Here is a 19,439-nt window from a genome sequence, read left to right on the forward strand (position 1 = left end):
TTAAAAATCTGAGCCTCAGATGTTGACCTTGCCGACCCACTCCTCGGCCAGGTTGCCGACGATGGGGAACTTGTAGCGTTCGCCCTGGTAGGCCTTGAGCATCCCGACTATCCATAGTACGAGCCCGAGAACCCACAGGAGAGCCCCGAGCAACGTACCTATAATGGGTATGAATCCAAGGACAATCTGCAGTATCGTCAGTCCCAGGAACGTTATCGTTGACTGCATAGCGTGGAAACGGACGAAGTCGCTCTCTTTTTCGAGCAACAGGAATATTATCCCAGTAAGCCATCCAAGCACGTATGCCAGCAATCCCTCTACGTTCTCCTCCATACCCAGGGAAGTCTTCTTGGGTTCTTCAGGTGGAATCTCTTCCATAATCGATGCACCTCCGAACTTCAATCAGTTGTATTCTTCCCAATCCCTTAAATACCTTTCCAAAGTTTTAAGACGAGTTTCCATAACCGACGCCATGTGTTTAACGTCTCAGAACCCACCCATTTCTGATATCGAACCCCTGAGTTTTGTTAGGCTCACCAAAGCTTTTTAAGGTCATCGAGAGATTGGAATATCGAATTAGGAGAGCCTAACGGTGATGCTCATGATTGTACCTTTAAACAGTATGCGGCCCGGCGAGAGGGGGGTTGTCGTTAACATCCTAGGAGGTCCCAACGCCAGAGGGAGGCTCGTCTCAATGGGGCTGACCCCTGGAGCGACGGTTCAGGTATTGGAGTCGCATCCTCTGGGCCCTATAATAATCTCTGTTGGCGGTGTGCGGTTCGCCATAGGACGGGGAATGGCCAGCAAAGTCATGGTAAGAAGGATGTGAGGTGCCTGCTATGATGAAGGTAGTGGCTCTGGCAGGGAATCCCAACGTTGGAAAGACCACGATCTTCAACTCCCTCACGGGAATGAGGCAACACGTTGGAAACTGGCCCGGTGTGACCGTTGAGAAGAAGGAGGGAATCCTGGAATACAAAGGTCAGAAGTTTCTCGTGGTTGATCTCCCCGGAATATATTCCCTGACGGCTCATTCAGTTGACGAGCTCGTGGCGAGAGATTTCCTTCTCAAGGGGAGCGCCGATGTCGTTGTGAACGTCGTTGACGCCACAGCCCTCATGAGGAACCTCTTCCTGACGATGGAGATACTCGAGATGGGTCTGAAGAACGTTATAATAGCGCTCAACAAGACAGACCTCGCCGAGAAGCGCGGCATCGAGATAAACGTCAGGAAGATGGAAGAACTCCTCGGGGTCCCCGTTGTTCCACTTAACGCCAAGGAGGAAGTCGGCCTGGACGAGCTCAAGGACAAGATACACCGAATGGCGAACGGAGAGGTTAAGACAACTCCTATCGTCCCCACGTACGACCCCGAGGTCGAGAGGGAGATAGGGCACATAATCGAGGCCCTCGAGCACACCAAGCTTGCCGGGGAGTACAACCTCCGCTGGCTCGCGGTGAAGCTCCTCCAGAGGGACGATGGTGTGATAAAACTCGTCCTCAGACACCTCGGGAAGGAGAAGCTCGACGAGATTATGGGGCACATAGCCGAAGTTGAGGAGCGCTATAAGAGAGCGATGGACCTGATAATAGCCAGCCAGAAGTACGAGTTCATAGACGGCCTCATGCACCGCTTCGTGAGGTACTCTCACGAGCAGGGCGAGACCTTCAGCGACCAGCTGGACAGATTCCTCACACACCCGGTTTACGGCCTCCTCGCACTTTTCGGTGTGTTCTACGTCCTGTTTAAGTTTGTCTTTGTTCTTGGACTGCCCCTGCAGGGCCTGCTGGATGAAGCCTTTTCCGCCTTCGGCGAGTGGCTTGCCCCTCACATCGCCAACGAAACGCTTCGCGGTCTCCTCGTTGACGGTATCATAGCCGGTGTCGGCTCGGTCCTCAGTTTCTTCCCCCTGGTCTTCCTGCTGTTCCTCGCTATGTCGATCCTCGAGGACGTGGGTTACATGGCCAGAGCGGCGGTAGTGATGGAGCGCATCATGAGGAAGTTCGGCCTCCCTGGGAAGAGCTTCATCCCATTAGTTCTCGCCTTCGGCTGTAACGTTCCTGCGGTTATGTCGACGAGGACACTAGACGAGGAGAGGGACAGAATAATAACCATGCTCGTCAACCCGCTGATACCCTGCAGTGCCAGGCTGAGCGTCATAAGCTTCCTCGCGGGGGCGTTCTTTGCCGGGAATCAGGCACTTGTCGCTGTGAGCATATACGCAACCGCCATACTGCTGGCCCTCGTTATGGCGTGGATTTTCAGCCGCTTCGTGGTTAAGGGGGAGGAGAGCCCGTTCATAATAGAGCTGCCAGAGTACCTCATACCATCATGGAAGACCGTGACACTCCACTCATGGGAGAGGAGCAAGGAGTTCGTCAAAAAGGCCGGAACGATTATCCTGCTCGGCTCGATTGCCATCTGGTACCTCAGCACGTATCCAGTCGAAATAGGAACTGGTGGGAGCTACGCTGAGAGGCTTGGAACGTTCTTCGAGCCCTACATGCGCCTCATGGGACTCGACTGGAAGGCCGCGGTGAGCCTGCTCTTTGGAATCATCGCCAAGGAGAACGTCATCTCCACCTACGGCATAATATACGGCAGTGTCGACGAGATAGTGAACGCCATGAGCCCCCTGCAGGCGTACGTTTTGGCCCTCGTCACGACGCTGTACGTTCCGTGCATCGCCACGATAGGAGCAATAAGAGCAGAGAGCAACTGGAAATGGGCACTCTTTACTGTCGTCTACATGATAGGCCTTGCAAGCATCGTGGGAATACTGGTCTGGAATATAGGGACCGCCCTCGGGTATTGAGGTGGGGACATGCTTGAGAAGATACTCGAACTCGTAAAGGACGGGAAGAGCATTGATGAGATAGCGGATGAGCTTTCAATTCCGCGGGAGGAAGTGGAAGGGGCCCTCAGCGTTCTGGAGAGTATGGGGTATGTGGAACGGGTGGAGCTCGGCAGCTCTGCCTGCGAAAGCTGTCCGCTGAAAAGCATCTGTCCCGGCTCATGTTTCAGGTTCAAGGGAAAGGTGTACATGGTGCCTGAATTTCGGATTGATGCACAGAAATGAGCTCGTCCTTCTTCAGGTTCATCGTTGGGCATATTTAATGGCCGTAAAATATATAAGTTTTCCACCGGAACCTTAAACGGTGATACCATGAAAGCTGTTATTCTTGCCGGTGGTTTTGGTACCAGGTTAAGGCCACTCTCATCGACCAGACCAAAGCCGATGGTACCGGTCCTTGGAAAGCCCAACCTCCAGTACCTTCTGGAGAGCCTGGAGAAAATCCCGGAGATCGACGAGATAATCCTGTCCGTTCACTACATGCGCGGCGAGATAAGGGAGTTCATCGACGAGAAGATGAGCGACTACCCGAAAGGCATAAGGTTCGTCAACGACCCGATGCCCCTGGAAACCGGGGGAGCCCTCAAAAACGTTGAGGACTACGTGAGCGAGGACTTCCTCGTGATATACGGTGATGTCTTCACGAACTTTGACTTCGGAGAACTCATAGAGGCGCACAAGAGAAACGATGGTCTCATAACAGTGGCCGTCACCAAGGTCTACGACCCCGAGAAATACGGTGTCGTTGAGATGGACAAGGAAGGCAGAGTAACTCACTTCGAGGAGAAGCCGAAGAGGCCCAAGACCAACCTCGTTGATGCCGGAATATACATGGTAAACAAGAAGGTTTTGGAGGCCATACCCAAGGGCAAGGAGGTCTACTTTGAAAGGGAAGTCCTCCCGAGGTTCGTGGGGCAGGAAGCTGTGTACGCGCACAAGATACCTCGCGAGTACTACTGGATTGACCTTGGAACGCCCGACGACCTGTTCTACGCGCACCAGCTCGCCATGGATGAGATAACCAAGCAGAACGGCTATTACACCATCGCTGAAGGCGCGGAGGTTCCTGAGGACGTCGAGATACAGGGACCGGCGTACATTGACGAGGGCGCCAAGATAGGGCACGGGGTTAAGATAAAGGCCTACACCTACATCGGGCCGAACACCGTAGTCGAGGACAAGGCCTACTTCAAGCGCGCCATCCTCATAGGCAACGACATCGTAAAGGAGCGCTCCGAGATAAAGGACAGCATCCTCGGAGAGGGGGTCGTCGTTGGAAAGAACGTCATCCTCAAGGAGAACGCTGTAGTCGGCGACTACGCGAGGATATACGACAATCTGGTCATTTACGGTGCAAAGGTTCTCCCATGGAAGAAAGTTGAGGAGTACGAGGCCTACATCAAGATAAAGCTCGACCCGACCAAGGTGAGGCCCGGCGTCACCCCGGACCGCTGTCCGCTGGGCCTGCCGGAGTGCATCTACACCAAGTTCAAAGCCATAGCGGGCGAGAAGCCGCCCTGCGACGAGTGCATAGAGAACCAGTGGCTCTTCTGAGTCCTTTTTGTTTAGTTTTTTTATTTAGAATCGTTAGGACAAACTAGAATTCTATGTTACTGAGGCCGCAATTTTAGACGTCCGAAGGACGTCGAGTGAGCGGAACTCAAGTTAAACTGCAGAATGATAAGGGAATTCAGCAAAACCGATCACCGTAGTATAATGCAACCCAAAATTTAACCCGTTAAAAGTCAAAATTTTTGATGAAACTTTGCACCAGCAAAGTTTCCTTCAGTACCTTATCCTCGGGTTATACTCCAGGAGCATGAGGCCGTTTTTGAATATCCTTATCGTGCCGCTCTCCGAGAGGGTTATCGCTATCGCCTTTGTGAGCCGGGTTATGCCTGCGGCGGCTATATGTCTGCTTCCGAGTCCAGGGGGGAGCATGAGGTCTATCACCTTTGGCTCGACTTCGAGGTACCTCCCGGCCGCGGCTATCCTGCCGTCCTCCCTGACTATAAACGCCCCATCGAGCTGGGCGAACTCCTTTATTATCTCCTTGCTGTTCCTGTCGAGGACATTTACCTTGTGGCCCTTAAATGGGTTGGGTATGAGCTGGTGAGAGTGCCTGAGAACCCGCCTCGTGTCGCCTATGACAAAGATGGTTCCAACGGGAAGGCCTTCTCTGCCCTCGATGCTCAGCTCTATCGTTATCTCAAGTAAACGCTGGAGGACGTTCTGGTTCTGGGCGAAAAATCCCCTCATCGCGGAGATGCTCTTTTTGACCGTCTTGATTCCGATGAGCTCCCGGGTGACGTAGACGAAGGAGTCACCCTCCCGGAGTATGTCGTGCTCTAGGAGGAAGGCAGAGATGAGGTTGAGAACGTTATTGATGTCGAGGTTCTGGGGGATCGAGACTCTCTTTACTCTATCACTCTCCACATCGAAGGAAGAACTAACGATTACAACGGTGACGTCCACGTCAGGAACCCTTTCGGGCTCGATATCCTCCAGAATAACGAGGGCCTTTCCGTCAAGGGCCTCAACGACGTCCACCGCACCCTTTATCAGAACCTCGGGAACTTTATTCTCCATACTCTCACCAACCGTTGATAGGGTAACTCCAGCGGGTATAAAAACCTACCGTCCTTAGAAAACGTTAAAACATAACCCGACGAAGCCTTTTTGGTGTGGAAGATGAAGGTAGTCGTCGCAATCACCGGCGCGAGCGGTTCAATCTACGGTCTTCGGCTGGTGCAGGTTCTAAAGGAGCTTGGCCATGAGGTCGTCACAATAGCCTCCAAAACGGGCCTCGCAGTTGTGAGACACGAGACAGGGACTGATTTCAAGCCCGACTACATGGAGGATGACCTCTTCGCCCCCATTGCTTCGGGCTCAAATCCCTTCGATGCAATGGTCGTAGTCCCCTGCTCAATGAAGACGTTATCAGCGATAGCCAGCGGATACGCCGACAACCTGGTAGCGAGAACGGCCGATGTGGCACTGAAAGAGCGCAGAAAACTCATCCTAGTTATCAGAGAGACTCCTCTGAACTTGATACATCTCCAAAACATGGTAAGGGTTGCACAAGCCGGTGGGATAATCATGCCAGCTTCCCCAGGATTTTACACAAAGCCCAAAACTTTGGACGATATGGTAAACTTTATAATTGGAAAAATCTTAGACCTTCTTGGTATTGAGAACGAGATATACCCTCGATGGAGGAGTTAACATGGTTCAGCTTGATGACCTTGATAGGGCTATCCTCCGCATCCTGAAGGAGGATGCAAGGTTAACGATATCAGAAATCGCTGAGAGGCTCAAGCGTCCCGAATCTACAATCCATTTCAGGATAAAAAAGCTCCAGGAGCGAAACATAATTGATAAGTACACCATAGTTCTCGGAGAAAACCTACAGCCGAAGAGCCTTGCGATAGTCTACATCCAAGCCGAGACCCCGATCATCGAAGACTTCCTTGAGAGATACATCCGTCACATAATGAAGACGCTTTCCCTACTACCCAATGTCCTCGCCGTTGCCCGGAGTGGAAAGGACGGGGTTGTGGCACTCATCGGGGAGGACACACCCGAAAAACTCAACCGCTTCGTTGACGAGACCATTAGGGTTCTTCCAACGCTCAAGAGAGTCGAGGTCTTCACCCTCGATGAATTCAGCAAGGGCGATGGTCTGGTGGGCTTCCTAGTGGGGGTTTGAATGGAAGTAGAGGTCAAGTTCCGCGTTGACTTCAACTCCATCCGAGAGAAGATAGAATCCCTCGGGGCAACCTTCATCAGGGAGGAGATGCAGGAGGATGTTTACCTCTCCGTCCCCTTACCCGAGCTCCTCCGGGTGAGGAAGATAAGCAACCTAAACCGTTCTTTTCTGACTTACAAGCGCATAGCCGACCCCGGCAGAAACGAGGAGTTTGACGAGATAGAGGTTGAGGTCTCCGATTTCGAGAAAACCCTTCAGATACTGAAGCGCCTCGGCTTTAAGGAGGATGTTTGGGTCAGAAAGAGACGTCTGGTATATCGTCTGGGGGACGTTACCTTCGAGCTGAACGACGTCGAGGGGCTGGGGGCTTTTCTGGACATCGAAGTCATCGCAGACGACGTGGAAGAAGCGAAGCGGAAAATCTGGGAGGTAGCGAAAAGAATAGGACTGAGCAAAGACGACGTCGAGCCGAGGCTCTACCAGGAACTCATTAGGTCAGCGGGAAGGGTATAAATATCCCGACATCTCTATTACCTATCGGTGGACTCAATGAGGGGGAAGAGTGGACAAGGCTCCATTGAGTACCTATTCATGATAGCCCTTGCACTCCTCATGGTTCTCCTCGTCATTAAGGCTCTGTCAAGCATAACAACACCATACACTGCCATTCTAACCTTGAGTCCCGGCTCCATGGAATCGCAGGTGGAAGATGTGGGAAGTTTCAAGGTTGAAGCATGGCTCGAAGATAACAGGGACGGAACTTACAAGGTGTATTACCGCATCTGGGCTCTTAAGAGGCCTCTCACCAAGGCTAACGTTGAACTGGTCTGTTTTGGAAACACCGAACACGTTGGGGGCCTTGGTCCGATTCAGCATTCTACTCTCCTTGAACCGGTGAACTACTGGGCAAACTACTGGACACCGGTACCACAGGACGCTTTCCCTTGTCAGGTGCAGGCAACAGTTTGGAAAAAGGGAATATGGTGAGGTTCACCTCGCCGTCGCGACTATCTTGATTATATCGTTGAACTCCATCTCGTAGTCTTCTCCAACGCGCCTGTGGGTTCTCGCGTTGACTGCGTAGAGGAAGGTCTTCCCCAGGTCGGTGTGTACCTTGTAGGCCAAATCGCGGGGCGTTGAACCCTTTGGAAGGAGGTGAACGTGGGGTAAAACGTTACCGAACCCGTCGGTGAGCTTGTGCTCGTCCTCGACTGGATAAACGGGGATTAGGTTAAGCAGCTCAAAGGTCGCCCTGTTTATGACTTCCTGAACACCAGTGGACCCAAAGCGATCGAGGACTTTCTCCTTTATCAGCTGAAGGGCCTTTTCTTGCTTGGGGCTCATCGGCTTCAGGATTTTGAAGTCACTTGAACCTGGAATATATTCTATGAAGCCTGCCTTTGCTGCCTTCCTCAGCGTTAGTTCTGCTGCTGCACTCGTTGGAACGACTATGTAACCCCTGCTCTTGCCCTTCCTTACCAGGCGCTCTATCTGGGCATCGGCCGCCGCGTCGGCCTTATTGGCCGCTATGATAATCGGCTTGTTTATCTTCCTCAGCTCGCGGACGAAGGCAAAAAGGTCCTCATCGCTCCACTTCGTCGGGTCGTTGTCGAGGCCGAGCTTGTGGATGGCCTCGAAGGCATCTTCCTCGCTCACCCCTATCCCGGTCAGCTGGTCGGCTATGGCCTGGGCGAGCTTGAGATGCTGGAGCTTTATCCTCTTCGCGAACTTCTCCCAGTTCTTCCGGAGAATGCCGTATATCCAGTAGTCTATCTCCTTCTCAAGGAACTCGATGTCCTCCACGGGGTCATGGTGCTCCACAGGATTTCCCTCGGCGTCTGTCTTTCCGGTGGCGTCAACCACGTGTATCAGAGCGGAGGCCATTCTCAGGTCGTCGAGGAACTTGTTGCCCAAGCCTCTTCCCTCATGCGCCCCTGGAACGAGACCGGCAACGTCTATCATCTTTATCGGGATAAGCGCCTTTCCGTCCCTGTACTCGTAGTTCTGGGGGTTCGGTGTGCAGCCGAGTTCTTTGCAGGGATGCTCGGCTATCGCGTAGGTGACGCCGACGTTGGCATCAATGGTGGTGAACGGATAATTGGCAATCTGGACATCGACAAGGGTTGCCGCCGAGAAGAAAGTTGACTTTCCTACATTTGGCTTTCCAACAACACCTATCTCCATGCTACCACCGCCCTAACTTCGCGCGAGGGTTTTAAGGGGTTTCGGCCGAAAACTATAACTCCACCTTTGCACCACTTCTTTTGGTGAAAACCCATGCGAATATACGTCCTTGTCGAGGACTATTCCGGCTACGAAAGCCCTTTTCTGGCACAGCACGGCATAAGCTTCCTGATAGAGAAGGACGGGAAGGGAGTACTCTTCGATACCGGCCAGAGCGCCGAGCCGATACTCCACAACATGAGGCTCCTCGGTCTCGATCCAAGTTCACACATCGATTACATCTTCCTGAGCCACTGTCACTACGATCACACGGGCGGGCTCTTGGGGATTCTGAAGGCCATCGGAAAGCGAGTCCCGGTCATAGCGCATCCTGAAATCTTCCGGAGGCACTTCATCACAAAACCCCACCTCAGAGACGTTGGAATGCCCTTCCGGCGGGAGGAAGTTGAAGAGCTCGCTGACCTGTACCTCACCCCAAAGCCCCTGGAAATAGTTGAGGGCATCTACTCGACGGGCGAGATCCGCAGCCGCGAGGACTTCGAGCAAAGAGGTATAGGGGTTTATACTCTAAAGGACGGCCAAGTGGTGGAGGACAGTATTATGGACGACATGAGCGTCGTGGCTAAAACCTCCGAGGGGCTGGTTATCGTGAGCGGCTGCAGCCACGCGGGTATAGTGAGCATAGTAAAGCACGCGATACGGATGACCGGGGAGAGGAGGATAAAAGCCGTCATAGGGGGATTTCACCTTATAGGCGAGGATAATGAGCGAATCGAAAGAACGGTTAAAGAATTTGGAGAGCTTGGAGTGGAGGAGGTTTACACGGGGCACTGTACCGGGCTGAAGGCTGAGACGGCCTTTCTTGCGGAATACGGTGAGCGCTTCCACAAGCTCCACTCGGGAATGGTCATGGAGTTCTGAGGTGGGAACATGGGCGAAGAGGCCGAAAAACCCTGGATAACAGTCATCGTGTATTCGCGCGAGGAGTTCCTCAGCAGAAAGGTGCGAAGCATGGGGGATGTCCTTAAAATCAAAGGTTACGAGGTTGTCTGGGCGAACGTGGACACGGTTGAGGCCGTTTCGGAGATAATGGAGGTTCTTGACATCCATGAGAGGCCAATGAAGATTCTAAGAAGGGAAAGCACGCACGCGAGAGTCTTCGTGTTTCAAGATTATATGTTCCTCATCCTGCACCAGGTTTACGAGATAAACGGGGGACTGAAAAGGGAAAGAATGGGTCTTCTGCTTAAAGGAAACCTCGTTATAACAGTCCAGGAAAGGCCTGGAGACGTCTTTGACCCCATCAGGGAGAGCATCCGCGAGGGGGAGGGCCTCTTCAGGGAGAGGGGAGCAGATTACCTGCTCTTCGCCCTTCTAGAGGCGATAGTCGAAAACTACGTTCCAATAATAGAGAGGATCAGCTCGAAGATGGAGTCCCTTGAGGCACAGATACTCTCGAAGGGCGAGAAGGGTGTTCTCCACAGAATACACGGTCTCAGAAGAGAGATACTCTTCATGCGCCGCACGATATTTCCCCTGCTGGAGGCGTTCAGAAAGCTCGAACTTGAAGGGGGGAGGTTCTTCACAGATGAGACGAGGGATTACATCGGGGAGCTCCACGACCACGTCCTCGAAGTTCTCGAAATCCTCGAAGGGCAACGGGAGCTCGCCAACAGCCTCGTCGAGCTTTACTACTCGACCATCTCGATGAAGACCAATGACATAATCAGAATCCTGACTGTGGTCTCAACGATATTCATCCCGCTGACCTTCATAACCGGCCTCTACGGAATGAACTTCCGATACATGCCGGAACTTTACTGGCGGTATGGCTATCCCTTCGTTCTCCTGCTGATGCTCTCCATAGCGGTTGGAATGCTCATCTACTTCAGGAAGAAGGGGTGGATTTAGGAGTCGAGCCCGAGGGCGAGTTTCAGGGCCTTCTCGGCTATCACGTCGAGAGGATCGATCAGGGGCACCTCTAGGTCTCCGGGTCTCAGGGCAACGCTGACCTCCGTGCAGCCGGCTATTATTCCATCAACCCTGCGCTCGAGCCTTTTGGCTACCTCCAAAAGGAGCCTTCTTCCCAGCTCAAGGTTCCCGGCCTTCACACCTTCGTAGATGGCTTCCATAACAAGCCTTTGATCCCCTTCGCTTGGAACGACCAGCTTTATCCCCCTCCTGGCAAGAGGGCCTTCGTAAACCGCGCCCCTCACTGTCCCGTCGGTCGCAAGGAGACCGACCTTCTTGAGACCCATTTTTGCTATTCTCTCGGCAGTTGCTTCCACCATGCTGACAAGGGGAACCTTTATCGCCCTCTGGATGTCTTCAGCAAAGAAGTGCGCTGTGTTGCATGGCATTATTATAAAATCAGCCCCCCAGCTTTCGAGCTTCTTAGCGCTCTCAATGAGCTCGGGCCTCGGATCTTCCCCGTTCCCCAGGATGAACGCGGTCCTGTCCGGAATTTTGGGGTTGTTGTAGATGATTATCCTCGGATGATCCTGGTCGCGCTTTGCCGGCGTCTTCTCGACTATCCTCCTGAAGAGCTCCGCAGTCGCCAAAGGGCCCATTCCACCGAGGATGCCTATGACCCTCTCGGTCATCCTTACTCCTCCAGCCAGACTGAGTCATCGCCGTAGTAGTTCAGCTTGACCACGAAGAGCCTGAACGGTTCATCCCGCTCGTTGATTACCCAGTGGACGGTTCTCGGCTTTACCAGGAAGATGTCGCCTGGCTTCGCGAGGTATTCCCTTTCGCCGATGCCGAGCCTCGCCTCGCCGCTTATTATGTAGAACAGCTCGTACTGGTGTTTGTGGTAGTGCTTCTTAACAGTCTGCCCCGGCTTGACCTCGACTATCTGGGCGTAGCCTCCTTCTGGGAGCTCTCCTTCGAAGAGGGGGAGCTTCCGGTAGGTGCCCCTGTCGATGAGGTTTTTGATTTCGGCCTTCATAGGCGTTTGTTTATTCGCAAAGAAAATAAACTTAACTATCTAAACTAATTTTTGGATTTATGGCGTGAAAGGGCTAAGACCTCAAACGTTTTCCACAAGAGTCCGTGTGTTGTCAAATTTGGAAAGTAAGAAGTGAAAACTTCAAAATGCATGTTCAGCATGCCGTATCTTTGAAACCCTCCACTGAAAAATCAGTCCTTCTGCAAGTGCGAAGATTCCGAGTATTAGGAGATTGTACCCTATGGTATAGCCCTTTGTGTAGTCAACGAATCCCAGCGCCAGCAAAATTGTCCCAATTATGGCACTAATCACTCCAACTTTCCTGGGCGCTTTTTTGTAGGTAAACTCTATTGCTAACATCGGTACCAAGTATGTTAACACAGTCATCCCGAGGGCTAAAAGGGGTCTGTTTTTTAGGCCCATATAATACCCCAAGAATATCAGGACAGAAAGGGCCGTAATTTCGCCAACTCTACTTTTCTCATTCATGGCGCATTCCCCCAGTCTTGGCAGAGACTTCCCCATTCAGTACAGCAGTAATCTGCAGTACACCAACCGCATTCTGCTACAACACAGGCTATGCAGACTTCTTCTCCCAGTCTGCAAAGCCATTTACAATGGCCTGCTTGCAGGCAACAAGAAATTGCGCATCCCCAGTCAGTTGAACAACAATATGGCTCACAACTGCTGAATTCTCCACAGTCATTATTTGAATTGCAGTCGTGTGGGCAACTATTAGCTGTTTTATACTGTCCATTAGTTGTTAAAGCCACCGTCTTCACCACTGGATTATCCAACTCAAGAAGATATCCTCTAACCTTCACTCCTTGTACGGGTTTTGAGAACTCGTACAGTGCTATCACGTGCTTCTTGTCCTTCAATGGAATTCCCATGGCGAGCATTGTTATCTTCTCACCGTTGTACTCAATCGTGTGCTTCACAATCTTAACGTGCGAGTAGTCAACGTCCCAGGGTTTGGCTAATTTCCAGAAGTCCCTGCTCGTTGCCAGCTTTAGGAAAACGTGAGCCTTCGACCAGTTTTCCTGAACCCTGCTTACGGGTGTTGTAACCCTGAAAGGATTCACGCAGCCGTTGACCTCCGGATACTTGGGGTAGCTCACCACGTACGCCCCATAAGCTCCAATCAACAGCAAAACCACAAACATGGCCAGCAGTGCACGCCTCCGCATCGACCCCCCCAACGGGATTTTGCATACATATTATACTGTCAATAATATATAAGAATTATTTCAACCAAAGGTTTAAAACTAAACTCGCGAAAGTATACTTATGCTTGCTAAATGTATACTATCGTTCGAAACCTCTTAACTGAGGAATGTCTGAAACTCCAGACTTAAGTCCATTCCGTTTAGATATTCCTTTCGACCCACATCGAAAGGCTCAAAAGACTTTTATACCCAGCCCGCGATTCATCAGTGAACAGATAGAAACGGTGGTGACCATGGAAGCGCTGGAGAAAGCCCTCCGCTGGGCGGAGGAAAACCTGAAAGCGGACTACATAGAACTCCGCTACGAGAACCTGAGAAAGACGACCCTTGCCCTCAAAGACGGCGTTTTTACCAGCTTTACAGGGAAGCTGAACAGGGGCGTTGCGATAAGGGTCTTGGCCGATGGAGCTTGGGGATTCGCCTCGACGAGCGATCTAAACGACCTTGAGAGGAAGATCGAGGAGGCCTACAAGCTGGCCAAAGCGGCAGCGGAGACCAAGAAGGAAAAGATAGAGCTGGCCGAGATAAAGCCGGTCGAGGACTTCGTGAAGAGCAGGATGAAAGTCAAACCGGCGGAGGTTGACATAGAGGAGAAGGTAGCTCACCTGAGGGAGCTGGAGAGGCTTTTAAAGGCCGATGAGGCCGTCAAGAGCGTTCAGATACGCTACGAGGACGGGAGCGGCGAGAAGATACTCCTTACCAACGAAGGGACGCACATAGAGTGGGACTACAACTACCTCTACCAGGGAGCCTACGTCACCGGAAAGGCCGATGGAAAGCTGGCCATGGCGAGGGACAGCATAGGTGCGGTGGACTACGGCTGGGAGCTCATGACGGAGCACGAGCCAAACGAGAAGGTCACCGAAAGAATTCTCAGAAAGATGCACAGCCAGCTGAAAGGAATAGCCCCGAAGCGCGGCGAGTGGCCGATTGTAGCCGGCCCGATTGTCGTTGGAATAATAGCGCACGAAGCTCTTGGCCACCTCGCAGAGGCTGACCTGACCATAAACTCGCCCTTCAAAGACCTCATCGGCAAGCAGATTGCCCCGGAGTACGTCACGATGAGCGAGCGCTACGTTGAGGGTGGCTTTGGCAACGACCGCTATGATGACGAGGGAGTTCCTGTTAAGGACATTCACATCATCGAGAACGGAATCCTCAAGGAGATAATGCTGAACAGGGAATACGCCCACAAGTGGGGCATGGAGCCGAACGGCCATGCCAGGGCCGAGAGCTACCGCTACCCGCCGATAATCAGAATGCGCAACACGGTTTTCGAGCCTGGTGATTACTCCTTCGAGGAGCTGATTGAAGATATTAAGTTCGGCTACTACGTGGTTGACTTCCGCGGTGGCCAAGCCCAGCTCAACTCGGCATTCCAGGTTGGTATCCAGGAGGGCTACGTCATAAGGAACGGCGAGATAGCGGAGCCGATAAGGGACACGTCCATAACAGGCGTTGCCATCGAGGCTCTCAAGAAGATTTCAGCGGTCGGAAAGGACTTCGGCCTTGAGGTCGGCTTCTGCGGAAAGGGACAGACGGCCTTTGTGAGCTCCGGTGGCCCGCATATGCGCTTTGACGGGGGAATACTGATTGGCTGAGGTTAACTTCACCGAACATGCCATTGAAGCTATGAAAAAGAGGAATATTGCCCCCGAAGAGGCCATCAATGCCATAGAAAAGGCCGAACTCAGGGCAGTCGATACGCTAACGGGACACTTTGTAGCCATAAAGAAAAACGGAAAGTGGACTGTGGCAGTTTACGATGTTTATGGCCAAAGCCTGGAAGTGGTGACCGTTTACAGAGTCTCAAGAAAGGCTCAAATAGAGAACCGCCTAAGAAAAGGCAGGTGGGTTGGGATATGAAGGTCAGATACGACCCAGTTGGGGACGTCCTGTACATTGAGGTGGCCCATGAAAAGGCCGCCGAGACCGTGGAGCTGGATGAAGATTTGCTGATTGACTACGACGAAAGAGGCAACATCGTAGGGATAGAAGTATGGCGCGCCAGGGAAGTTCTCCTCGGGGAGATGCTGAAGAGAATTAAGGAACTCGGTCTGAAGTTTGAGACTGCTGAGGTGGAGGGGTAACTATGGAGGAACTAATACGGTACGGTGAGAAGTTTTTCGATGAGCTGGAGATCGCCGTTTATCGCTCCCGTGATGTCAGCGCGAACGTCGAGCTGAACGAGATTTCAATGGCCTCCACGAGGAGCGGAGCCCTTACCATAATCCGAGGAATCAAGGACAAGCGCCTCGGTCTGGCGATAGTCGACAGCGACGAACCCCCCAGGATAATGGAGGCCATAGAGCAGGCGGCCAAGATGGCGAGGCTCAACAGCCCCGACGAGAAGTGGGTCTCCCTTCCGGAGCCGGGGAAGTACCGTGAGGGACCAAAGCCCAACTACGAGCTGAAGGATGCTTCACCTGACGGGCTCGTTGAGATGCTCGTCCGCGGCATAAAGCTCGCCCGTGAGAAGGATGAGCACGTTGTAGTTGCAGGCGGGGAGGGCGGCGTTTCGTGGGAGGAGAGGCACATCGTCAACTCCCACGGGGTAGACGTTTCCCAGGAGGGCGGTGCGGCGTTTCTGTTCCTGGAGCTGGTGGGAAGGAAGGGTGACGTCGTAACGCCCGGCATCTTTGACTTCGATGCGAAGCGTAGCTTAGACCTCGACGTTGAGGGGGTCGTTGAAAGGGCCGTCCAGAAGGTCAAGTGGGCCTACAGCGTCAAGGCCAGCAAAAACGAGGAGGTTCCAATAATCCTCGGCCCATGGGCGATTGCTGGACTTTTCAGCTACGCTCTCTTCCCAGCCTTCAGCGGTGAGCGCCTGGTTAAAGAAACGACACCGCTGGCAGGGAAGGTAGGAGAGAAGATAGCCAGCGACGTGCTCACGATATACGACGACCCGTTCCACGAGCTCTCCATACAGCCGGTTATAGCCGATGGTGAGGGAGTGCCAACGAGGAAGAACGTCCTCATCGAGAAGGGGACCTTCAAGGGCTTCGTCTGGGACAACTACTGGGCCAGGATTCACGGCACCGAGAGCACTGGGAATGGAAAGCGGGATCTGAGAACCGGCGGCATAAACATAGGCTTCCACAGCATGGTCATAGAGAACGGTAAGCGCCCGCTGGAGGAGGTCATAGCGGAAATCGAGCACGGCTACTTCGTGGACGGCTTCCAGGGCGCCCACTCAAGCAACCCCGACAACGGGAACTTCGCGGTAACAGCAAACCCGGCGTTCCTCATCGAGGACGGGGAGGTCAAAGGTGCTAGCGTCTTCCTCGTTGCGGGCAACGTCTACGAACTGCTGAATAGCGCCACTGAGGTAACGAAGGAGCAGACCGTAATGCCCTTCATGACCACCATCATAACGCCCTTCGTAAAGTTCGAGAACGTGAAGATAGCGGGGAAGTGACTTTTCTCTTTTCTAACCTTTTGGGTGTTTTATCGGGAAAACAACTTCTTTTTAAAGCCTGTTCTTCCCACAAAACACTACTTTAAAACCCTGAAGTCAATCGCTATGTTGAACTGCCTCGGCGCGTAGGGGCGGACTTTCCTCTTCTCCAGGAACTCGACGGTGAAGCCGAGCTCTTTTGCGGCCGCCTTTATCTTCGCCTCGTGCTCCGAGAACAGGTCTTCCTCCGGGCCGAAGCCGTAGTAGTGGACAACTCCACCATCCCTAACGCTCAGCATCGCCTCCCTCAGAAAGCGGTCGGCGAACTTGGGGAGGTTCATTATCACCCGGTCGGCCTCCACTTTGCCCGCCACCTTTCGAACGTCGCCGAGGACGGGCACGACGTTGTCAGCCTTGTTCAGCCGGATGTTCTCCTCAAGGTAGCGAACCGCCCAGGGGTTGATGTCACAGGCGAAGACGAGCTTTGCCTTCTTAGCTAAGAGCACCGCGTATGGCCCGACGCCGGCGAACATATCAAATATAATCTCCCCCGGCCGGGTCTTCTCAAAAATCCTCATTCTCTCCGTGGCCAGGCGGGGAGAGAAGTAAACCCTTGCAACGTCGAGCTTGAGCCTTATCCCGTTCTCGCGGTGGAGGGTTTCAGCCCTCCTCTCGCCGGCGAGGTGAACCAGCTCCCTAATGCGGTATTCCCCGGAAACTCTGCCCCCCTTGGCGAAGACGGCCTTTATGTGCCGATGAACCCTGAGGATGGCATCTCCGATAGCTTTTCCATAGGACATCAGCTCTTCAGGTAGCTCGATTATCGCGAGGTCGCCGATAATGTCGAAGGAGCTCGGGAGGAGCGGTCTAACTTCATCCGGAACCTCAACGACCTCGCGGTAGCTGTGGGGCCTTCTCCCAAGCCTCTCAAAGTCGGCCTCAACGAGCTCAAAGCCCTCAACCGGCTCTGTGACGGGGAAGAGTACGAACTCGCCCTCTCTTCTGACGGCGTATCCTTTAGCCAGGATGCCAAGCTCGAGTAATTTCCTGCGGATTTTTTCGGCCTCTCGCTTGGGGACTTTGACTGCGAGCATCGGGGAAACATTAGAAAGAAACCTTAAAAAACTGGCCCCAACGAAAGATTTTTAAACGCTCGCCCTTCCCTAATATCGAGCCCCGGTGGTGTAGCCCGGTCAAACATGCGGGCCTTTCGAGCCCGCGCCCCGGGTTCAAATCCCGGCCGGGGCACCAGAACTCGTTTTCTTGACATTTACCTGTTAACACCGACCAAAATACTGCCGAGGATTATCAGTAGCACTCCCACCCACCTAGTAGTTCTCACAGGTTCGTTGAGTATAATGAACGCTAACACGGTGGTTACAACGTATGCTAAGCTCAACAGGGGATACATCAAACTCACATCTAACATTGAAAGTCCAATGAGCCATAGCACGGAAGAAATCCCGTACAGTATCAGCCCCATAACAATGTACTTGTTGGAAAATATAATTGTCATGGTTTTGATGGAGAATAAATCCCCCAACGGTCCTATCGAGTTCATTCCCATCTTAAACAAAATCTGAGTACTTCCCCCGAGGAGGATACAGGTTGCGAGTATGGTATAAGGTAGGGATTTCATTTTTTCACCTCCCACACAGTCACGTCTTCAATCCAATACGCGGGAATAGCAACACATCTCATATCTGTTACATTCCAATGCTCATAAACAAATGGTTCAGTTATTATCACTCTGACGTGGTATTCTTCAATAATCTCTCTTTTTTTGCTACAATTGCCTGTAAACAATTGTTCTAGGTCATCTCGCCTTTTTTGGTTGTCTATAAAGGTATTTCCGTGCCCATACAGGGTAGCTACAATTGGGCGACCGGTCAATGCATTTAGCATCATGCCTGCTTCTTCACTAGTGGCAATTACATCATCCCGCTCAGTGTGGTTCAATACCCAAGAACTAATCTCCGGGAAATGCTCTCTCGGAAAATACTGTGAAAAATCATGATTTGATGGCCGTATAAATTTATCATTAGTTACAGTATTCCAGAAAACTAATGCTCCCGCGATGGGTGTCAAGACCATCATTGTTACTGTTACAATTGCCGTCATCTTTTTTCCAGACAAGTTGAGCGTAGAAAGCCCATATGCACTAAGGAGAAGATATACATACCCGAGCATTCCAGTAAATCGTTTAGACCAGATGAAGATTCCAAAATACTCCAGTAGCCCCGGAGAAATCCTAGCTACAGCTATGATACCCACTAAGAGAAGTAGAGCCTCCACTGAAGACTCCCTCTCATACTTCCAGTGAAGAACTGCTAATCCTAGAAATGGCAACATGTACAGTGGGGGTAACAGGCTTCGTAATTTATTTTCAAATGTGTCTGTTTGCCATGGGTTGTAAATGCTCTCTATTCTAGGAACGCCTCCTGAATGAAGGCTCACATTAATAATGAACGGAGAGAAAACAAGAAAGGCCAACAATACAACCAAGAGGTATCTTTTTTCCCTCTTAATCACTCCAATTACCAAGGGAAGTCCGGCCAAGGGTATAACAAAAGCGTAATGTGTCCACAAGGCCAAACCCATCAAAATCCCTGAAACAATGAACATTTCTTTCAACATAAAATAAACCGAAAGAATGCCGAATAATGGTGCCAACTCTTTGGGATTTGGATAAATGTGAGCGGTTAACATCATGAGAGATAGTGCCGCCGCGTATGTTCCCGCTTTAGATCCCCACAAACCTCTAGCCACGTAAAATAATGTCAGGATCATTAGAATCACTAGAACAGCTTGGAAGAGAATCATTGTTGTCTCGATGGATATTCCAACAGCTTTGGATATTGTGGCGATAATGAGATGGTACAAAAAGGGGTACCAATTTGGATAAACATTGTAAGTCTGATCCAAGAAAGGATTCCTGCCAAGGTGAATGCCCCTAGATATGGCAGCATGAACCAGAGTATCTCCCCCAATTATATATCCCGGCGGGGTCTTTCTAGTCAGAAAGTATGGAAAAGTTATGACAACGGCAATGAGTGTGATATAAGCTAGACACACGATGGAATCATGGAGCTGAAATCTAATTACCCATCGATTT

At 51.9% G+C, this 19,439-nt stretch carries 24 protein-coding genes and 1 tRNA gene; 15 read left to right on the top strand and 10 right to left on the bottom strand.

Annotation, left to right across the window (positions count from 1 at the left end):
• Positions 1-15 precede the first annotated feature (15 nt).
• Positions 16-378 carry a DUF4870 domain-containing protein gene (locus E3E25_RS05070; protein WP_167892697.1) on the bottom strand — a complete coding sequence of 121 codons (363 nt, stop codon included), beginning with the start codon at positions 376-378 and terminating at the stop codon, positions 16-18.
• A 223-nt stretch (positions 379-601) separates the two neighbouring features.
• On the opposite strand from E3E25_RS05070, the gene E3E25_RS05075 reads away from it, so the two are divergent.
• The 4 genes from E3E25_RS05075 to E3E25_RS05090 all read left to right on the top strand — a co-directional run bounded on the left by E3E25_RS05075 (position 602) and on the right by E3E25_RS05090 (position 4,409).
• Positions 602-829, top strand: a complete 228-nt coding sequence (locus E3E25_RS05075) for a FeoA family protein (protein WP_167892698.1) — start codon at positions 602-604, stop codon at positions 827-829.
• A 10-nt stretch (positions 830-839) separates the two neighbouring features.
• Positions 840-2,816 carry a ferrous iron transport protein B gene (feoB, locus tag E3E25_RS05080; RefSeq protein WP_167892082.1) on the top strand — a complete coding sequence of 659 codons (1,977 nt, stop codon included), beginning with the start codon at positions 840-842 and terminating at the stop codon, positions 2,814-2,816.
• A 9-nt stretch (positions 2,817-2,825) separates the two neighbouring features.
• Complete coding sequence (locus E3E25_RS05085; protein ID WP_167892083.1) at positions 2,826-3,080, top strand: helix-turn-helix domain-containing protein; 255 nt, start codon at positions 2,826-2,828, stop codon at positions 3,078-3,080.
• 87 nt (positions 3,081-3,167) lie between these two features.
• Positions 3,168-4,409: a sugar phosphate nucleotidyltransferase gene (locus E3E25_RS05090; RefSeq protein ID WP_167892084.1), complete on the top strand. Its 1,242-nt coding sequence runs from the start codon at positions 3,168-3,170 to the stop codon at positions 4,407-4,409.
• Positions 4,410-4,640: 231 nt separating this feature from the next.
• Here the strand turns inward: E3E25_RS05090 and E3E25_RS05095 are convergent, their stop codons facing one another.
• Positions 4,641-5,444, bottom strand: a complete 804-nt coding sequence (locus E3E25_RS05095) for a diadenylate cyclase (RefSeq protein WP_167892085.1) — start codon at positions 5,442-5,444, stop codon at positions 4,641-4,643.
• A gap of 102 nt (positions 5,445-5,546) precedes the next feature.
• Between E3E25_RS05095 and E3E25_RS05100 the strand changes: the two genes are divergently transcribed.
• The 4 genes from E3E25_RS05100 to E3E25_RS05115 are packed head-to-tail and all read left to right on the top strand — an operon-like array spanning position 5,547 to position 7,551.
• On the top strand, positions 5,547-6,080 hold the full coding sequence (locus E3E25_RS05100; RefSeq protein WP_167892699.1) for a UbiX family flavin prenyltransferase: 534 nt from the start codon (positions 5,547-5,549) through the stop codon (positions 6,078-6,080).
• A 1-nt stretch (position 6,081) separates the two neighbouring features.
• A complete protein-coding gene (locus tag E3E25_RS05105; RefSeq protein ID WP_167892086.1) occupies positions 6,082-6,564 on the top strand; it encodes an Lrp/AsnC family transcriptional regulator in 483 nt (160 codons plus the stop codon).
• Positions 6,565-7,077 (top strand): class IV adenylate cyclase, encoded by a 513-nt coding sequence (gene cyaB, locus E3E25_RS05110; protein WP_167892087.1) that lies wholly within the window; start codon positions 6,565-6,567, stop codon positions 7,075-7,077. It abuts the gene before it with no gap.
• Between the two features lie 36 nt (positions 7,078-7,113).
• Complete coding sequence (locus tag E3E25_RS05115) at positions 7,114-7,551, top strand: class III signal peptide-containing protein (RefSeq protein WP_394352222.1); 438 nt, start codon at positions 7,114-7,116, stop codon at positions 7,549-7,551.
• Between the two features lie 3 nt (positions 7,552-7,554).
• Here E3E25_RS05115 and E3E25_RS05120 read toward each other — a convergent pair whose 3' ends face one another.
• Complete coding sequence (locus E3E25_RS05120; protein WP_167892089.1) at positions 7,555-8,748, bottom strand: redox-regulated ATPase YchF; 1,194 nt, start codon at positions 8,746-8,748, stop codon at positions 7,555-7,557.
• Positions 8,749-8,841: 93 nt separating this feature from the next.
• Between E3E25_RS05120 and E3E25_RS05125 the strand changes: the two genes are divergently transcribed.
• Both E3E25_RS05125 and corA read left to right on the top strand, forming a co-directional pair.
• A complete protein-coding gene (locus tag E3E25_RS05125; protein WP_167892090.1) occupies positions 8,842-9,669 on the top strand; it encodes an MBL fold metallo-hydrolase in 828 nt (275 codons plus the stop codon).
• A gap of 9 nt (positions 9,670-9,678) precedes the next feature.
• A complete protein-coding gene (corA, locus tag E3E25_RS05130; protein ID WP_167892091.1) occupies positions 9,679-10,659 on the top strand; it encodes a magnesium/cobalt transporter CorA in 981 nt (326 codons plus the stop codon).
• Here the strand turns inward: corA and E3E25_RS05135 are convergent.
• From E3E25_RS05135 to E3E25_RS05150, 4 genes are all read right to left on the bottom strand, one after another.
• Positions 10,656-11,351 (bottom strand): amino acid racemase, encoded by a 696-nt coding sequence (locus tag E3E25_RS05135; protein WP_167892092.1) that lies wholly within the window; start codon positions 11,349-11,351, stop codon positions 10,656-10,658. The two genes, corA and E3E25_RS05135, sit on opposite strands and share 4 nt — an antisense overlap.
• A gap of 2 nt (positions 11,352-11,353) precedes the next feature.
• Positions 11,354-11,698: a cupin domain-containing protein gene (locus E3E25_RS05140; protein WP_167892093.1), complete on the bottom strand. Its 345-nt coding sequence runs from the start codon at positions 11,696-11,698 to the stop codon at positions 11,354-11,356.
• A gap of 141 nt (positions 11,699-11,839) precedes the next feature.
• Entirely contained in the window at positions 11,840-12,187 is a 348-nt protein-coding gene (locus E3E25_RS05145; protein WP_167892094.1) for a hypothetical protein, read from the bottom strand.
• Complete coding sequence (locus E3E25_RS05150; RefSeq protein ID WP_167892095.1) at positions 12,184-12,888, bottom strand: hypothetical protein; 705 nt, start codon at positions 12,886-12,888, stop codon at positions 12,184-12,186. The genes E3E25_RS05145 and E3E25_RS05150 overlap by 4 nt, the downstream gene beginning before the upstream one ends.
• 272 nt (positions 12,889-13,160) lie before the next feature.
• Here E3E25_RS05150 and E3E25_RS05155 point away from each other — a divergent pair, with 272 nt between their 5' ends.
• Genes E3E25_RS05155 through E3E25_RS05170 form a run of 4 tightly spaced genes read left to right on the top strand, consistent with a single transcriptional unit; the run spans position 13,161 to position 16,345 of the window.
• Entirely contained in the window at positions 13,161-14,528 is a 1,368-nt protein-coding gene (locus E3E25_RS05155) for a TldD/PmbA family protein (RefSeq protein ID WP_167892096.1), read from the top strand.
• Positions 14,521-14,793: a DUF4258 domain-containing protein gene (locus E3E25_RS05160; protein WP_167892097.1), complete on the top strand. Its 273-nt coding sequence runs from the start codon at positions 14,521-14,523 to the stop codon at positions 14,791-14,793. The genes E3E25_RS05155 and E3E25_RS05160 overlap by 8 nt, the downstream gene beginning before the upstream one ends.
• Positions 14,790-15,017 carry a DUF2283 domain-containing protein gene (locus E3E25_RS05165; RefSeq protein WP_167892098.1) on the top strand — a complete coding sequence of 76 codons (228 nt, stop codon included), beginning with the start codon at positions 14,790-14,792 and terminating at the stop codon, positions 15,015-15,017. Before E3E25_RS05160 ends, E3E25_RS05165 begins: the two co-directional genes overlap by 4 nt.
• A gap of 2 nt (positions 15,018-15,019) precedes the next feature.
• Positions 15,020-16,345: a TldD/PmbA family protein gene (locus E3E25_RS05170; RefSeq protein WP_167892099.1), complete on the top strand. Its 1,326-nt coding sequence runs from the start codon at positions 15,020-15,022 to the stop codon at positions 16,343-16,345.
• Between the two features lie 77 nt (positions 16,346-16,422).
• Here the strand turns inward: E3E25_RS05170 and E3E25_RS05175 are convergent, their stop codons facing one another.
• The gene (locus E3E25_RS05175; RefSeq protein ID WP_167892100.1) at positions 16,423-17,418 is read right to left on the bottom strand and encodes a class I SAM-dependent methyltransferase family protein; all 996 of its coding nucleotides are present in this window, start codon (positions 17,416-17,418) and stop codon (positions 16,423-16,425) included.
• A gap of 79 nt (positions 17,419-17,497) precedes the next feature.
• On the opposite strand from E3E25_RS05175, the gene E3E25_RS05180 reads away from it, so the two are divergent.
• Positions 17,498-17,575 (top strand) — tRNA-Glu (locus E3E25_RS05180).
• A gap of 19 nt (positions 17,576-17,594) precedes the next feature.
• On the opposite strand, the gene E3E25_RS05185 is transcribed toward E3E25_RS05180, so the two are convergent.
• Positions 17,595-17,963 carry an EamA family transporter gene (locus E3E25_RS05185; RefSeq protein ID WP_167892101.1) on the bottom strand — a complete coding sequence of 123 codons (369 nt, stop codon included), beginning with the start codon at positions 17,961-17,963 and terminating at the stop codon, positions 17,595-17,597.
• Positions 17,960-19,399, bottom strand: a complete 1,440-nt coding sequence (locus E3E25_RS05190) for a glycosyltransferase family 39 protein (protein WP_206204608.1) — start codon at positions 19,397-19,399, stop codon at positions 17,960-17,962. Before E3E25_RS05190 ends, E3E25_RS05185 begins: the two co-directional genes overlap by 4 nt.
• Positions 19,400-19,439 lie beyond the last annotated feature (40 nt).

It is taken from the genome of Thermococcus sp. MAR1 (genome assembly GCF_012027305.1).
GTDB lineage: Archaea > Methanobacteriota_B > Thermococci > Thermococcales > Thermococcaceae > Thermococcus.